The 15,398-nt window shown below is 53.6% G+C and carries 15 protein-coding genes; 6 read left to right on the top strand and 9 right to left on the bottom strand.

What is annotated here, in order from left to right; translation table 11 throughout:
- Positions 1–3: 3 nt before the first annotated feature.
- The 8 genes from JNE38_RS08855 to JNE38_RS08820 all read right to left on the bottom strand — a co-directional run bounded on the left by JNE38_RS08855 (position 4) and on the right by JNE38_RS08820 (position 9,270).
- Positions 4–1,668 (bottom strand): propanediol/glycerol family dehydratase large subunit, encoded by a 1,665-nt coding sequence (locus JNE38_RS08855; RefSeq protein ID WP_203356215.1) that lies wholly within the window; start codon positions 1,666–1,668, stop codon positions 4–6.
- Between the two features lie 299 nt (positions 1,669–1,967).
- Positions 1,968–3,359, bottom strand: a complete 1,392-nt coding sequence (locus JNE38_RS08850; RefSeq protein ID WP_203356214.1) for an MFS transporter — start codon at positions 3,357–3,359, stop codon at positions 1,968–1,970.
- A gap of 175 nt (positions 3,360–3,534) precedes the next feature.
- A complete protein-coding gene (gene rplT / locus JNE38_RS08845; protein ID WP_092276058.1) occupies positions 3,535–3,894 on the bottom strand; it encodes a 50S ribosomal protein L20 in 360 nt (119 codons plus the stop codon).
- Positions 3,895–3,985: 91 nt separating this feature from the next.
- Positions 3,986–4,183: a 50S ribosomal protein L35 gene (rpmI, locus tag JNE38_RS08840; protein ID WP_092276061.1), complete on the bottom strand. Its 198-nt coding sequence runs from the start codon at positions 4,181–4,183 to the stop codon at positions 3,986–3,988.
- A 30-nt stretch (positions 4,184–4,213) separates the two neighbouring features.
- A complete protein-coding gene (gene infC, locus JNE38_RS08835; RefSeq protein WP_183192932.1) occupies positions 4,214–4,717 on the bottom strand; it encodes a translation initiation factor IF-3 in 504 nt (167 codons plus the stop codon).
- A gap of 275 nt (positions 4,718–4,992) precedes the next feature.
- Entirely contained in the window at positions 4,993–6,012 is a 1,020-nt protein-coding gene (moaA, locus tag JNE38_RS08830) for a GTP 3',8-cyclase MoaA (protein WP_203356213.1), read from the bottom strand.
- Positions 6,013–6,063: 51 nt separating this feature from the next.
- Complete coding sequence (locus tag JNE38_RS08825; protein ID WP_203356212.1) at positions 6,064–7,992, bottom strand: molybdopterin biosynthesis protein; 1,929 nt, start codon at positions 7,990–7,992, stop codon at positions 6,064–6,066.
- 45 nt (positions 7,993–8,037) lie between these two features.
- A complete protein-coding gene (locus JNE38_RS08820; RefSeq protein ID WP_203356211.1) occupies positions 8,038–9,270 on the bottom strand; it encodes a molybdopterin molybdotransferase MoeA in 1,233 nt (410 codons plus the stop codon).
- Between the two features lie 205 nt (positions 9,271–9,475).
- Here JNE38_RS08820 and JNE38_RS08815 point away from each other — a divergent pair, with 205 nt between their 5' ends.
- Positions 9,476–9,751: a ubiquitin-like small modifier protein 1 gene (locus JNE38_RS08815; RefSeq protein ID WP_203356210.1), complete on the top strand. Its 276-nt coding sequence runs from the start codon at positions 9,476–9,478 to the stop codon at positions 9,749–9,751.
- 1 nt (position 9,752) lies between these two features.
- A complete protein-coding gene (locus JNE38_RS08810) occupies positions 9,753–10,025 on the top strand; it encodes a MoaD-like domain-containing protein (protein WP_203356209.1) in 273 nt (90 codons plus the stop codon).
- Positions 10,026–10,097: 72 nt separating this feature from the next.
- Here the strand turns inward: JNE38_RS08810 and JNE38_RS08805 are convergent, their stop codons facing one another.
- Positions 10,098–11,906, bottom strand: a complete 1,809-nt coding sequence (locus tag JNE38_RS08805) for an aldehyde ferredoxin oxidoreductase family protein (RefSeq protein ID WP_203356208.1) — start codon at positions 11,904–11,906, stop codon at positions 10,098–10,100.
- A gap of 240 nt (positions 11,907–12,146) precedes the next feature.
- Between JNE38_RS08805 and JNE38_RS08800 the strand changes: the two genes are divergently transcribed.
- From JNE38_RS08800 to JNE38_RS08785, 4 genes are read left to right on the top strand one after another with little or no spacing between them, the layout of a single operon-like run.
- Positions 12,147–13,073: a substrate-binding domain-containing protein gene (locus tag JNE38_RS08800; protein WP_203356207.1), complete on the top strand. Its 927-nt coding sequence runs from the start codon at positions 12,147–12,149 to the stop codon at positions 13,071–13,073.
- A gap of 28 nt (positions 13,074–13,101) precedes the next feature.
- The gene (locus JNE38_RS08795; RefSeq protein ID WP_238933597.1) at positions 13,102–13,974 is read left to right on the top strand and encodes an ABC transporter substrate-binding protein; all 873 of its coding nucleotides are present in this window, start codon (positions 13,102–13,104) and stop codon (positions 13,972–13,974) included.
- A 12-nt stretch (positions 13,975–13,986) separates the two neighbouring features.
- Positions 13,987–14,649, top strand: coding sequence for an ABC transporter permease (locus JNE38_RS08790; protein ID WP_203356206.1), 663 nt, complete (start codon positions 13,987–13,989; stop codon positions 14,647–14,649).
- A 4-nt stretch (positions 14,650–14,653) separates the two neighbouring features.
- Complete coding sequence (locus JNE38_RS08785; RefSeq protein WP_203356205.1) at positions 14,654–15,394, top strand: ATP-binding cassette domain-containing protein; 741 nt, start codon at positions 14,654–14,656, stop codon at positions 15,392–15,394.
- Positions 15,395–15,398 lie beyond the last annotated feature (4 nt).

Raw genomic sequence — 15,398 nt, 5'->3', positions numbered from 1 at the left:
TTTCTAAAAATCTTGCGGACTGATGGCCTGGTGAATATTCTTGATCTCTTCCCATCTCTCTTCACTGAGACGATAGCCTGTTCCCGGTCCGGTGTAATCGTTTTCATCATTCACCGCGCTGATCACCACGTTGTCCTTGTTGATGATGGCCGAAGTATGCAGATAGTCCCCCGCGACCCGCTGCTTCAGCATGTTGAAAATCCGCTCCGCGGTCTGAGTGTAGCCTCTTTTGGCCAGAGCCAAAGCCACATCGTATCCTGTGATGCCTTCCTTCAGAATGCGCTCCGCCGCTTTCAGATCCTCGACGACGTTGCGCAGCGGCATATCCTCGCTGCCATTGGCGAAGGTCGCCGCTTCGAGCTCTTCTTCCGTGATGGCAGGGAAGCCGAATTCCTCAAAGACTGCCTGGAGTGTTTTGGCAGCCTCGTAACGAATCGCGATCACACTGGCTTCATCCACCGGACGCAAGCCCCCGTCTACCATCATGTCGCGTTGAATGACCAAGTAGTCGTCATAATCGGTGGAGTCCATGTTCGAGCCTGCAAACATGTCGTCGCTGTTCGGCATCGCACTGAATCCGGAAAAAATGAAATCCGTTCCGGGCAGCATCTGGCAGAGCATTTTCGCACTGCGCCTGATCTCGGAATGGGAAAAGGTCTGGTCATTTCCTGAGGCCACCTCCATATCAAAGAGTGTTGTCGCCAAATTTTCTGCGAGCACAGCCCGAATTCCACTCGGCACAGATGCCGGTACCCCGATACAGCTGATGGAGCCGTTCTGCAGCCCCTGCACGCCCGCCCCTTTCGCCATCATGACGCAGCGAATCTCCAAGTACAGCATGGATTTGCCTTCCGCACCGGCCATCTGCACCTCCGAGCCCGTTCCCGAGGTAAAGCGCATTTTCGCTCCGCGCGAAGCGTACGAGGAGGCTAAGAACATCTTCGACCAAGGCGTATCGTCACCATCCACAAAAACCGATTCCGTCCCGTAAATGGAAATCGTCTCTGCATAAGAGGTCAGTCCCAGCATCGCTAGGCGCAGCTCAGTCGCCTCCTCCAGCGCGTCCTGCGTCAGCACACCCCCTCGCGCTGTCTGGGAGCCCACCAGCAAAGCCAGCGCATTAAAGGGAGCGTAGCGCACGACCCCCACCGTCGTCTCCTGCTCGTCGAATCCGCGAAGTGCCGCCTCGGCCGCATCGGCAGCCATGAGGACGGGATTGTCGCGGACATTCGTCACATGGCATTGGTTGGACGGGGTCTTCCTCGCACGCATTTTTTGCAGCGCCATCATCATCTCGACGATGTTCATTTGATTCAGCACTTCCACGACTTTGGCCGGAGTCATTCCCTTTGACAAGGCCAGCACCTCCGAGCGGGGAACGTTGATGTCCACCAGCTTTCTGGCGATCTCCAGGCTGCTCTTCTGCATCACCCGTTCAGCCGCTTTCGCATCGATGGTGTAGTCCGCAATGAACTGGTCCAGCATGTCGAAATGCTCTCTATTTTTGCCGTCCAGCTCTACGACTTTTCCCTTCTCTACTCGGAGGGACGGCTTCGGATCGTTCGGACTGGACATCGCGACAAATCCCATTTCCGGCCATTCCTTGACAAAACCGTCCTGATTGACAGGCCTTTGCTCCAAAATCTCGAATCGTTTTGAACGTCGCATCCTTACACCTCTCCATGGTCCTTTTTGGATTTCATGTATCGGTCGAATAGACAACCGCTTCCGTCATGGGTGCCTGCTTGGTCTTTCGCTCCAGAAGAAGTGCCGGCTGCCGCTTTCCATTATTATAATTTTCTGCATATTGTTCCGTCTCTGCACACAAATGACGGATCGGTAGCATTTTCTTTACCTATTTCGGACACGAATGGTATGGAATGTCTTGGCTCACCGAACGCAAAAAACCGATCCTTCCCCGCGAGGACGATCGGCTTTTGTGCAGCCATTCCGCTGTTTTTTGTCTCTCAGGTGTCCATCGCTGTCGGCACGCTGCTACTGGGCATCGGACGCTTGAACCAAGGTCCTTTGCCCAAGCAAAGCAGCGGGATGTACACGATCGCGCCGATCATGGTAATCCACAGCCACATATCCCATCCGTACCGCACCGCGATCAGATTGAGCGGAATTGCGGAAATGATTGCGTAGATGCGAAGCACAAAACTCCACACTGCCCAGCCCGAAGCTTGTATCCCCCCGTGCAGGTCTTCCAGATTTTCCGAGTAGAGCGCCATCCACGGGCTATAGGCAAACCCGAGGAAGCCACCCATGAGGGAAATCAGGAGGATCATCGTCGCTTCGGAAACCGGGTTGTGAATCGTCATGATCCAGATGCTCATCACGGCAATCATGCCAAGGACCCCAATGAGCGAGATCACTTTCCGAAGCTGCAGCTTATCCGAAATGTAACCGCTTACAATCAATGTGACGAGACTGAACAGCCAGAAGAATTGGGAGACAAAGGCAGCCCTCGCCGGCGTGTAACCAAACGCTTGAACCAGTATCAGCGGCCCATAGGAAGCGAGGGTCAAATACAGCATCAAAAAGAAGGTACAGCCGATCGCCAAAGCCCAAATATGCTTTTGCTTCATGGCCAGTCGCAGCGTCTGCATGGGTGTCATGCTGTTCGCTTCACTGGCTCCGCTTCCAGCTGACGTCGATTCCTGCTTCCGGGCAGCTGGCCGTGCAGCCGCTTGATTCACTTCTACCGCTGCTGCGCTGCTCTGAATCACTTTTTCCCGGAGCCTCGGTGACAGATCGTGAATGGTAAACATGACAAATATGGCGACAATCAAGCTCAAAAAGCCGGCGATGTAAAACTGGGATTGCCACGTTCCAAAGTACGGCAGCGTGTATCCTGCGATGAAGGCCGCAAAGAAATTGGAGCCGGACGTCCCGTAGCTCCAAAAGCCAAACGACAGAGCTCTCCCCATCCGCGGGGAAAAGTCGCGGACCAGCCCTGCAGTAGCCCCGATAAATCCACCTTCAATAAAATTGAGTAGGACGCGCATGAATAAGAGCGACTCAAAGGAATCAACAAAGATCATTCCAAATACGCAAAGAACGGTCAGTAACAAACCGGGAACCAGGATCAGCGTACGCCCGTAGCGATCAGACAAGGGCCCTCCCAAGAGCGCTCCAAAAGCCGCCGCCACGACTGACAATGAGACGATCAAGCCATAATCTGGATTGGAGATCCCGATATCTTTCAAAATCAAGGAAAGCACGGGAGCCATCTGCGACTCGTAGTTTGCCACGAAATTCGCCAAGATTACCACAAACAAGAGAAAGATCCGCCTTCTGCCCGTAGGATACGCATCCAACTCCCTTACGAAAAACATCCATTTTGGCCGGCTCATTGCGTTACAATCGCCTCCTGTCCAAAAGTTAACAGAATTTTCTCATTAATTATAGCGTGCTGGGATGGACCAGCGATATACCACTGAAACGGGGGAGGCCTCACCATTTTTCGGGGGGCGCATAAAAGAAAAAGCCGATCATTCCCCGCTGGGAAGATCGACTTGATTTCTATACTTACGCGTTCAGTTTGCCTTTTGCAACAGTAGCCAGCTCGTTGAAAGCTGCTTTGTCGTTAACAGCCAGGTCAGCCAGCATTTTGCGGTTTACTTCGATGCCAGCTACTTTCAGGCCATGCATGAGACGGCTGTAGGACAGGCCGTTCAGGCGAGCTTGCGCGTTGATACGAGTGATCCACAGTTTGCGGAAATCACGTTTCTTTTGACGACGGTCACGGTATGCATACAGCAGGGATTTCATTACCTGCGCATTAGCGGATTTAAACAGGCGATGTTTGGAACCGAAGTAACCTTTCGCCAGTTTCAGGATTTTCTTATGACGACGGCGTGAAACAATGCCACCTTTTACTCTTGGCATACTAAACTCCTCCTGGTCTTTCCAGCATGGCGGCCTGCTATGAGGCGCTTAGGGAGCTCATGCTGCGTGATGGTGTGTAATAAAGAAATTCTTACAGGTAAGTGAGCATTTGCTCCATACGTTTTTGATCGCCTTTGGATACCAGTGCAGCTTTACGCAGGTGGCGTTTCGCTTTCGTGGATTTGTTTGCGAACAAGTGGCTACCAAACGCGCGGTCGCGCTTCAATTGGCCGCTTCCGGTTTTTTTGAAACGTTTCGCAGCAGCCTTGTTGGTTTTCATTTTAGGCATCTGAAAAATCCTCCTGTCTAAACTACTATCTTACTTTTCCGCTTTCGGAGCCAGAATCATGATCATGCTGCGGCCTTCGATCTTCGGCTTACGCTCAGGCGAAGCGAGATCTTCACACTGGGCTGCAACACGTTCCATAACGGCAAGTCCGATTTCGGAGTGGGTGATTTCACGTCCACGGAAACGGATCGTACACTTCACCTTGTGATGATCCTCCAAGAACTTACGGACGTTGCGAAGCTTGGTTTGGAAATCGTGTTCCTCGATGTTGGAAGAGAAACGCACTTCCTTCAGCTCGATAATCTTCTGGTTTTTACGCGCTTCTTTTTCCTTTTTCGCCTGCTCGTACTTGAACTTTCCGTAGTCCATGATACGGCATACAGGCGGCTTGGCTGTAGGAGCAACATTCACCAGATCCAATTCGGCTTCCTGGGCGATGCGCAAAGCTTCCCTAAAGGGTACGACTCCCAATTGGCTCCCGTCAGCACCGATCAATCGGACTTCACGGGCACGGATCGCTTCGTTAATTAACATTTGATCCTTGCTAATACTTGCCACCCCCGTCAATTTCGAGAAGGAACAAAAATGTGCGAACGCATTATGCGCCCGCACATATCTCACCTAGCAAATTCATCAGATCCAAGGATCTTTGCGTAAGAGTTACCTGTCAACAGTCATAGGTGACGTCGACCCAGGTGAGAAGCTGGGCGCCTCTGCTTGTTCTCGAAGTATGAAGTGTTTCGTGTTTATACACGCTCCTTATATTACAGGGCGTTTTTCCCTTTGTCAAGGGCTGCTTGTGTTTCCTGTCATCCGCCAATATGGGACATTTCCACCTTGGAGCGCTTTACGAGGCCAGGTGTATCGTTCAGTCTGATTTCCGAGTAGCGTTCATCGCGCTTTTCCCAGATCTCCCGAATCAGCTCGCGGATTTCCTCATCGCTCTGTCCGTCTCGCAGAGGAGCGCGCAGATCACTCCCGATCGATGCGAACAGACAGTTGTAGAGCTTGCCCTCTGCTGATAGACGCGCACGTGTGCAGGTCGAACAAAACGCCTGCGTGACGGAGGAGATCAAACCGATTTCCTCTTCCGATCCTACATAGCGGTAACGAGAGGCAACCTCTCCGTAGTAATTGGGATCGATCGGCTCGAGAGGCATTTCCTCGTGGATCATCTTCACGATCTCACTGGAAGGTACGACCTGATCCAGCTTCCATCCATTACTGTTTCCCACATCCATGAATTCGATGAAACGCAGGGTGTGCTTCTGCTCACGAAAATACCGCGCCATCGGCAGAATATCCTGATCGTTGACCCCGCGCTGCACCACCATGTTCATCTTGATCGACAGTCCCGCCTCTGCTGCAGCCTCGATCCCTTTCAGCACGTCAGACACATGGTAGCCTCTGCCGTTCATCTTCCCAAAGCGCTCGTCGTCCAGACTGTCCAAGCTGACCGTCACGCGGTCCAGCCCTGCCTCCTTCAACGCTTTTGCATGACGGGCGAGGAGTGAGCCATTGGTTGTCATGGCGATATCATGGACGCCCTCCACCTGTCTGATCATGCGAATTAATGAAGGCAAGTCCTTCCGCATCAACGGCTCTCCGCCCGTAATCCTGATCTTCCCTACACCCAGTGACGTAAAGATCGCCGTCAATCGCGTAATTTCCTCAAATGACAATAGCTTGTGCTGCGGGAGGAATTCAAAGTCCGGTCCGAATATTTCGGCGGGCATGCAGTATTGGCAACGAAAATTGCATTTGTCTGTCACGGAAATACGCAGATCTCGGAGAGGGCGATTTAATGTATCACGTACTTGCTCTATCACTGCTGATCACTCTCCTTTTCCTGAGGCGGGCCTGCCATCCGCCGTTCCTAATTACTCTTCACATATTTCTGACAATCCTGTTGAATAGACGATCTTTCCTGAATCACGGCAGCTGTATCCGCCCAAGGCTTCCATTTCTGAAGCGAACTCCTCCGAACGGATACAGGACAAAAGCTCCTGCCCTTGGCTGCTCTCGTAAAACGCTTTGGTCATGACCAGGTCATACCGTTCTTCCGAAACAGGGATAAAGTCAAGGTCCATCGCTGCCGCCGCAGAGTAGATGCCGAGGCCGGCGTCAGCTGTTCCTCCCGCGACAGCCGCTGCCACGCTCAGATGAGAGACAGCCTCCCGGGAATAGCCGTAGATATCCGCCCTGTTCACAGCTTCCTGGGCCAGCAGATAGTCGAATAAAAGCCTCGTCCCTGCACCGCGTTGGCGGTTGATATACGTAATGCCCGGCTTCGTCAGATCGTGTACAGACGAGATTCCAAGTGGATTTCCTTTTTTGACAAACCAGCCCTGCTGTCGGTACACAAGCTGGATCAATACGACCTCTTTGTCGTGCAAATACTTTTCGATATACGACTGATTATACGTGCCTGTTTCCTCATCAAACAAATGGACACCCGCGATATGCGCTTCCCCTTTTTGGATGGCCAAAATACCGCCCATGCTTCCGACATGAGAGGAGACAAGAAAACGCGCCGGATTCCTCTTGCGTATGAGGGAATGGAGCACGTCCATGGAAAGATCGTGGCTGCCCGTGGAGACTATCGTGTTTTGAATTTGCTCCAACGGACGATACAGCTCTACTTCCACCACTTCACCTTGCTCATAGCCGAGGTTCCCTGGCGGAATGCGCAGCATCCCGTCAGCCCGCACCATGGACATCGTGACTCCTGCGGATCTAGTCAAAGGGTTGGCAATAAATTGTCCATCCATGCAACCGATGGTGACCCGGATAAAGTCCTCTGCCCCCATCACCGATACGATGCGCCGCCCGACCGTCGCGGATATCCGCTGCCGCTGGGGCTCCAGCATGCCGTAATATTGAAAGATGAGCGAGCGAGCAAACCATTCCAAATTCAAATAGGCCGATACGGGATAGCCAGGCAATCCGATCACTGGCTTTTCATCGACGACTCCCACTACGACCGGTTTTCCTGGGCGAGTGGCAACGCCATGCGTCAAGACTTCTCCCAGCTCGCCTACCACATGAACCGTGAAATCTTCACGTCCAGCAGATGATCCTGCATTTAAGAGTACCATATCTGCGTCCTGGACGGCGGATTTTACTGCACATTTGATCAGCTCGTATTCGTCTTTCACGATTCCGTGATAGACTGGCACGGCTCCCCACTCCTGCAAGTAGGCAGCAAAGACGGTTCCATTAAACTCGATGATCTCTCCCTCGGCCACACTGTCGGAGGGCTCGATCAGTTCGGTCCCCGTCGGAATGATCGCGACTCGGGGCTTGCGCAAAACCGGAATCGTCACATTGCCGCCGGCCAAAATCGCACCCAGGTCAACCGGACGCAGCTTGTGCCGATCCGGGACGATCACTTCGCCGATCACGACATCCTCGCCGATCGGTCGAATATGCTGCCAAGGAGCTACAGCCTCCAATATTTCGACCGTCTCTTCATCCATCTGATGGACATGCTCGATCATGATGACCGCGTCGAAGCCGTCTGGAATGGGGTCTCCCGTATCGACTTCGACATAGTCGATCGCAAGCTTCAGCCGTACCGGGTGCTGCTCATCCGCTCCGTACGTTTTTTCCGCCTTTACCGCTATCCCGTCCATGGCGGAAGCATGGAAATTCGGCATGGACACCTTGGCGTAAATGGGCTGGGCAGTGACTCGTCCCAATGCTTCTCGCGTGGGGATCACCTCCACCAGCGGCTTGAAGCGAATCCGGTTCGCGATCTGCTGCTGCGCTTCCGTAAGCGGCGTATCTTCTAAGTAGATTTTGCGCATCGTACTCCTCCTGCGGTAGCTATCGTCTTTCTTTGTATCTGGTGCTTATTGAAATAGATGAACATGCACGAGTTCGCCTTCCAAAATGCCTTCTTTATTTGCAGATATCTCGACCATGCCGTCACTTTTGACCAACGTCGAGATCAATCCGGATTTTCCGAAGACAGGTACAGCCCACATTCCGTCTTCTCTCTCCTCCAGCTTAACACGGATGTAGTCCGAGCGTCCCACTGCAGACGCAATATTGCGAGAAATGCGTGCAGGAATGCGCTGATGGTATGCTGCGGGCTTTTGTCCTTGCAGCCTTTGCAGCAGGGGGGCGACAAACAGATGGAAAATAATCAAGGCAGAAGCGGGGTGACCCGGAAGCCCCATGACAGGCTTCCTGCCAGCTTTGGCGAGGATCGTCGGCTTGCCTGGCTTGATGGAAACGCCGTGAACAAGGACTCCCGGCTCCCCCAATGACTGCATCACCTGCTCGGTATAGTCACGTGTCCCTACCGAGCTGCCGCCCGACAGGAGGAGCAGGTCGGACTCTTCGAACAGCTCCTTTGCTCGCAGCGCAAAGGAAGCGTAATCGTCGGACACGATCCCGCCCTCTATGACCACTGCGCCGCACTGCCTTGCTGCCGCAGCAATCGTTATGCTGTTAATATCGCGAATTTCTCCCGGGGCTAGATCCTTTTTATCTGCGGGAACGATTTCGTCTCCCGTCGACAGGATCGCCACGACAGGACGGGGGTATACCCGTACCTTCGTCTTGCCGATCGCAGACAGGACACCCAGATCTTGCGGGCGAAGCCGCTGGCCGGCCGACATGACGAGCTCACCTGCTTTTACGTCATCTCCAGCGCGAATGATGTTTTCACCAGGCGCTACCTGTCTGTACACATTGAGCATGTCGCCGACTTCCTCTACATGCTCGATCATGACGACACTGTCGGCGCCGCTCGGCAGCATCCCGCCAGTCGGGATCGATTGAGCTTGTCCTTCCATGAGTCTCACCGCTGCTTCCTTGCCCATCTCGATTCTCCCCGTCACATCGAGGAAGGCCGGCAATGAATCAGAAGCTCCATACGTATCACGGGCCAGGACCGCAAATCCGTCAACCGTTGAACGGGCAAAATGAGGGACCTGCTCACCCGACCGGACATCTTCTGCCAGTACCATCTCCAGAGCATCTATCAATGGCACCTCGATAGGAGGTCGGTTCGGTTGAAATTCACCTGCAATCACTTCCAACGTCTCCGTCACTGTTTTCACATTGAAGAATTTCATGATTGCCTCCAATAGTCTAGATCGTTTAGTTTGGTCAATCTATCAAGTATTAGAAAACTTGGCTTAACAAGCCATAGTACCCAAGGGGCACAAGTCTCGCTTTCTCACTGTGCTCGAAGTCTCGCTATGTTGCACTTATACTATCAACCTTAGATTTTTTTAACGTCAAGATAGTATAATAAAGAGAAAAAGGGGAATATTCAAAATGATGGTAAAGGTCTTTGCCAACTTTCGAGAAATCTGCCAGGCAAAAGCGGTGGAAGTCCCCATGGACAGCGGCGATCGGGTCATTGATATTCTCGAAGCCTTGATTCGGATGTATCCTGCTTTGGACGAAGAAATCTTTACACCGGAGCGAACATTCAAACCGTTTGTCCATGTATTTATCAATGGGCGCAATGTCATTCATGCAGACGGACTTCAGACCCGCGTGACGGAGGAAGACCAGTTTGCGCTGTTCCCGCCGGTGGCAGGAGGCTGATATGGTCGAGCAAACGATAGAGGTGCGCGGAATCCCCGTGTCCCATCTCGTGTCTTACCTGATCGAGTGCGGCGGTGCGGCCCTGACTGAGTCTCTGCCTATCTTGGTGGAGGGCGAAGAATGGAATGCCGAGGTGCTTCGCGAGGAGACGGTGACGATTACCTCCCGTTTTCATGTCAGCGCCGTCTTTATCCACTTTTCGGCCGCGAATGAAGAGTGCTTCGCTCAGCTCATGAAACGCTTTCGCATCAAAGTCATGCGAGTGGGCGGATAGAATGAGGATCGTAGAGTAAAAAAAGGTGGAAAGCAAGTTTCCACCTTTTTTCCTTGCCAAGCGATGCGGTCGTTACACAATTTTCAGTTCCTTGAGCTTTTCTTGCGGCACGACACCATCGACCCAGCCGCGGACCTGATAGTATTCGTCCAGCATGACATCCATCCGGCTCACATGACCCGCGCTGTTTCCACTTGCCGGCTCATCTGTAAAGCGTTTTGGCAAATGGTCGTCCTCACGCTTGTCAAAGCCCGCCAGGTTGTTGTAATGGCGCTCCAGATTGTAAATGCGCTCCCCAATCTTCATCACGTCATCCGCCGTCACCTCAACGCCTGTCATCGTGGAATACTGCTCGGCGTAGTGCTCGGCATTCTCGGAGAAGGATGAGAACTTGCAAATATTCATGGAGTCAGAGAAAGCCAAAAGATCCTGGAACACTTTCAAAAGCTCCCCTTTGCCCTCTGGAACCAGACGGTCGGTCGGCATCGGGATTCCGGCGATTTCGCTGGCGACTGTATAACCGCGCAGGTGGCACGCGCCGCGGTTGCTGGTCGCATATCCGAGTCCAATTCCTTGGATGCCGCGCGGATCGTACGCCGGGATCGCCTGCCCTTTGACGCACATAGCCAGGTTTTCGTCACCAAAGGCTTTTGCCGCACGGGCGGTTCCCTCTGCGAGAATGTCCCCCACTCCTTTGCGGAAGACCATCATCTCGGTCAGCTCGATCATGCGGTCAGCGTCGCCCCAGTCGACTTTTTCCTCGGTCAAGCCTCTCTCGTACGCTTCCATCATACAGGACAAGGTATTGCCTAGCTCAATGGTGTCCATCCCGTGTTCGTTGCACATATTGATCAGGTACGAAATCGGAGCGGCATCGCTCACGCCGCAGTTGGCCCCGAGCGCCCAGCCGGACTCGTACTCAAAGCTCTCTACGCGCGTCTTGTACTTGCCCTCTTTGACTTCCACTTCTTTTTTGCAAGCGACCGGGCATGCGTGGCAGGTATTGTCGGCTACCAGCAGTGTAGCGTTGACCGTTTCCCCGCTGTGTCCCTCAGCACCATCCCAGTGTGTGAACTTGGAGTTCATGGTAGGAAGTGCGCCGACTTCATTAATGATGCTCGTCAATACGTTCGTTCCATAGACGGAGAGGCCGCCTTTTTTCGGAGCGGTAAGCCCGCCTTCCATGATGGCCTTGAGCGCCTTTTGGTTGGCCTTTTTGTACTCCTCATCCTGCGCCGGCTGCGGCATGTTTCCTTTTTGCGCTGCCTTGATGACGATCGCCTTGAGTTTTTTGGAGCCAGCTACTGCTCCCGTACCGCCGCGACCTGCCGCACGGTCGTGCTCATTCATAAATCCTGCGTAGCGAACCAGATTTTCTCCCGCTTGTCCGATGCAGATCACACTCAGGTCTTCTTTGCCGTAGCGGTCCTGCATCGCCTTTACCGTTGCCCGGGTGCCTTGCCCCCACAGTTCGCTGGCATCGCGCAATTCGCCCTGGCCGTTCTCGATGTAGAGATACACGGGCTTGTCGCTCGCCCCCTTGAAGATGACATTGTCAATGCCGGACCATTTCAGCCGCGCTGCGGACCAGCCGCCCATGTGCGAGTCGGTTACGGTGCCTGTCAAAGGCGATTTCGTCACCATGCAGAGGCGCCCGCTCATGGACGAACGAGAGCCCGTCACCGGACCGGTCATCAGGCAGAGGATGTTGTCCTCCGAGAACGGCTCCACCTGTGCGCCGTTATCGTATACGTACTTCACTCCCAATCCACGGCCGCCGATGTAGGTCCGTGCCAGCTCCTCATTGATTGGTCGATAGTCCACAACGCCCGCCGAGAGATCAACCAGCATTTCGCGGTTTTTGAATCCCCCCAAGTTCATTGCTCTTCCCCTCCTCATTTCTTCATCCATAGTGAACACGCAAAATATACGTACTCTTTCGACTATTATATGGGTATTCCTTCCTTCTCATCACGAAAATCCAGCAATATTACTAATTTTTCGATTATTTTCTTGCCTAGCTGTCCCTTGGTAAAGTATGTTATTTATAGACCAAATCATGTAAAACCAACTGCAACTAACTAGAACCAATTCAACCAAACTGAAAAAGGGGGTGACATTTTGGAAAGCGATTACTTAACCCCGGACGAGGTTGCAGCGGAGCTAAAGCTTACCCGATATACCGTATATGAAATGATCAAGCGCAAAGAACTGCCTGCTTCCAAAATCGGAAGGACCCTGCGAATCTTGCGTTCAGACCTTGACGCCTTCATGCAAATGAATAAATCCCGCGAGGATCGTCACCCATTCGCAGCCGTAACTCCTCGCCGCCAGCAAGAACAAGCCTATGAAATTTTGTTTGCCGGCAGTCATGATTTGACGATCGATCTGCTCGCTCGCAAGCTGGCGGAGCGTGGCATTACCCTTTTGCCAGCCTTCAGCGGCAGTCTGGATGGGCTCATCGAGCTGTATAAAGGCCGCGTCGAGATGGCTGGGACGCACCTCTTGGATCGGACAACCGGCGAATACAATCTGCCGTACATCCGCTGCCTTTTGCCAAACGAAGGGGTAACAGTAGTCAATTTGGTCAATCGCTGGCAAGGCTTTGTCGTTCCCAAGGGAAATCCGCGGATGATCACCAGCTGGGATGAATTTCTTTGCGGGAGCCATCGGATCGTAAATCGGCAACGCGGCTCCGGCACACGTGTGCTCCTGGACTTCACCATGCAGCAGAAAGGGATCGCTCCTGAAGCGCTCCCCGGCTACGATGTAGAGCTGACCACTCATTACGCGACCGCGGCCGCTGTCCTGCAAGGGAACGCGGACGCAGCGCTCGGGATCGAAAGTGTCGCTCGCGGACTCGGCCTGGATTTTTTCCCGATACAGGAAGAGCGCTACGACCTTGTGATCCCTACTCGCCTCGCCCGGCAGGATCGTTTTATCGAGCTCCTCTCCGTGCTGCGTGATCCGGTCTTTAAACAAGCGATCGTGGCCCAAGGCGGCTACAACGTCTCGCAAACCGGCAAAGAAATAGACAGAATGTATTGACGATTGCACAATTCGATAAGGAGTGGAAATGATGAAGAAGCATTTTCGTTTTGTCACGTCTTTTTTTCTGTTGTCCTTGATTTTGCTGCTCTCCGCCTGTTCCTCGCAGGCTCCCCAGCAGTCCTCTGCCGCTGCGCCTGCTCCTGCTCCTGCTCCGGAGAAAACAGCGCCGAAGGAAATCACCCTCGCCACCACAACGAGCACGCAAGATTCCGGCTTGCTCGATTACTTGCTGCCTATTTTTGAAAAGCAGTCCGGGATCAAAGTAAAGGTAGTGGCGGTCGGAACCGGACAAGCCATCAAGCTCGGGGAAGACGGCAATGCCGACGTCCTGCTGGTCCACGCCCGCAAGTCAGAGGACGAATTCGTGTCCAAAGGCTTTGGCATCAACGCGTACGACGTGATGTACAACCAGTTTTACATCGTAGGACCGCCAGAAGACCCTGCCGGCGTCAAGCAGGCCAAGACGGCCAAAGAAGCCTTCGGCAAAATCTCTGAAGCGAAGGCTGCCTTTATCTCCCGCGGCGATGATTCCGGTACGGACAAAAAAGAAAAGAGCATCTGGGCGGAAGCCAAGATCAAGCCAGCGGACAGCTGGTACCTCTCTTCCGGGCAAGGAATGGGCGAGACCCTGCAGATGAGCGACGAGAAAAAAGCGTATACCTTGACTGACGAAGCCACCTTCCTCTCCCGCAAGCTGAATCTGGCGGTCATGATGCAAGGAGACAAATCACTGCTCAACCCGTACGGAATCATCCAGGTCAAATCGTCAGCCAAAAAGGAAGAAGGCATGAAGCTGATCGAGTTTTTCACCGGTGAGGAAGGGCAGAAGCTGATCGGAGAATTTGGACAAAAAGAGTACGGGAAAGGCTTGTTCGTTCCCGATGCCAAAAAGCGCTAGGTGAATGGAACCATGATGCTTACCCAGGATGTATGGGAGGTTATCTTGCTCTCCCTGAAGGTCACGAGTACTTCCGTTCTGATCGGTATGCTCGCCGGTATTCCCATCGGCGCTCTCCTCGGCCTCTACACCTTTCCTGGCAAGCGCCTGATTGTCGCCCTGATCTATACCTGCATGGGGCTGCCTCCCGTCCTGGTAGGCGTCCTCGTATACATGCTCCTCTCGCGATACGGCCCCCTCGGCTCACTGGACCTTCTGTTCAGCGCCGAAGCCATGATCATCGCACAGGTCGTCCTCGTGACACCGATCATGACCGGCCTCACGATGGCCGCCGTGCATGGGAAGGAGCGAGCCTACTGGGAGACTGCAAAAAGTCTGGGAGCAAGTCCCCTGCAGCTGATGCTTACCATCATCCGGGAGGCGCGCGGCGGCATTTGGTCGGGAGTGGCAGCCGCATTTGGCAGAGCCATCTCCGAGGTCGGTGCTGTCATGCTGGTCGGGGGAAATATCGAGCATCATACCCGCGTCATGACGACCGCCATCATCCTGGAGACACGCACGGGAAATTTCTCTGCCGGCTTGCAATTGGGTCTCGTCCTGCTGGCCATCAGCTTTTTGTTCAACAGCTTTCTCATGGTAGGAATGATGAATCAAATGAAAACGGGACAGAGGTGAGCAGATGAATCGATTGGAGCTGCACGATCTCGAGGTCACCTTCGGGGGAAGGACAGTGCTGCAGGTCGAGCAAGCAGTCTTTGAACGCGGGCGGATTTACGGCATTGTGGGTCCGAGCGGCGCTGGAAAAAGCACCTTGCTCCGTGTCATCAATCTGCTCGAGAAGCCGGTCCGAGGCAGGATGGATCTGTTTGGCAGCACGGTGGACTTGTCCACTCTCTCCTACCGCCAGAGCGTTCCCATCCAGCGGCAGATGGCCTTCGTGGCACAAAAGCCTTCCATGTTTCAGGCGACCGTCTTTGACAACGTCGCACTGGGGCTGCGCTATCGGAAGCTCGACCGGAACCAGATCAGCATGCGGGTCGAAGCAGCTTTGGAGCAGGTAGAGCTCTCCCACCTGCATTCACAGCAAGCTCAGACTTTATCGGGCGGGGAAGCGCAGCGGATCGCATTGGCAAGAGCGCTTGTCTGCGAGCCGGAACTGCTGCTGCTCGATGAGCCTACCGCAAGCCTCGATCCGTACAACATCACCATTTTTGAGCGCGTCATCCAGATGTTCCATCGAGACAGGCGCACCACCACCCTCATGATCACGCACAACCTCCCCCAAGCCAAAAGACTGGCAGACGCCTGCCTCTTTCTGCATAAGGGCAGGATTGCGGAGCAAGCGGATACGGATCGCTTTTTTCAGCGGCCTGTCAGCGAGGAGCTGCAGGACTTTGTGTTCGGGCGAATGATTTGCTGAATGC

The sequence above is a fragment of the Brevibacillus choshinensis genome, from assembly GCF_016811915.1.
Lineage (GTDB): Bacteria > Bacillota > Bacilli > Brevibacillales > Brevibacillaceae > Brevibacillus > Brevibacillus choshinensis_A.
Note: the sequence above shows the minus strand (reverse complement) of the source record. Positions and strands in the feature narration are given on the sequence as shown.

Coding starts and splice junctions, on each gene's coding strand:
- JNE38_RS08855 (WP_203356215.1), bottom strand. CDS start 1,668: ATGCGACGTTCAAAACGATTCGAGATTTTGGAGCAAAGGCCTGTCAAT.
- JNE38_RS08850 (WP_203356214.1), bottom strand. CDS start 3,359: ATGAGCCGGCCAAAATGGATGTTTTTCGTAAGGGAGTTGGATGCGTAT.
- rplT (WP_092276058.1), bottom strand. CDS start 3,894: ATGCCAAGAGTAAAAGGTGGCATTGTTTCACGCCGTCGTCATAAGAAA.
- rpmI (WP_092276061.1), bottom strand. CDS start 4,183: ATGCCTAAAATGAAAACCAACAAGGCTGCTGCGAAACGTTTCAAAAAA.
- infC (WP_183192932.1), bottom strand. CDS start 4,717: ATGTTAATTAACGAAGCGATCCGTGCCCGTGAAGTCCGATTGATCGGT.
- JNE38_RS08825 (WP_203356212.1), bottom strand. CDS start 7,992: ATGCGCAAAATCTACTTAGAAGATACGCCGCTTACGGAAGCGCAGCAG.
- JNE38_RS08820 (WP_203356211.1), bottom strand. CDS start 9,270: ATGAAATTCTTCAATGTGAAAACAGTGACGGAGACGTTGGAAGTGATT.
- JNE38_RS08815 (WP_203356210.1), top strand. CDS start 9,476: ATGATGGTAAAGGTCTTTGCCAACTTTCGAGAAATCTGCCAGGCAAAA.
- JNE38_RS08810 (WP_203356209.1), top strand. CDS start 9,753: ATGGTCGAGCAAACGATAGAGGTGCGCGGAATCCCCGTGTCCCATCTC.
- JNE38_RS08805 (WP_203356208.1), bottom strand. CDS start 11,906: ATGAACTTGGGGGGATTCAAAAACCGCGAAATGCTGGTTGATCTCTCG.
- JNE38_RS08795 (WP_238933597.1), top strand. CDS start 13,102: ATGATGAAGAAGCATTTTCGTTTTGTCACGTCTTTTTTTCTGTTGTCC.
- JNE38_RS08790 (WP_203356206.1), top strand. CDS start 13,987: ATGATGCTTACCCAGGATGTATGGGAGGTTATCTTGCTCTCCCTGAAG.
- JNE38_RS08785 (WP_203356205.1), top strand. CDS start 14,654: ATGAATCGATTGGAGCTGCACGATCTCGAGGTCACCTTCGGGGGAAGG.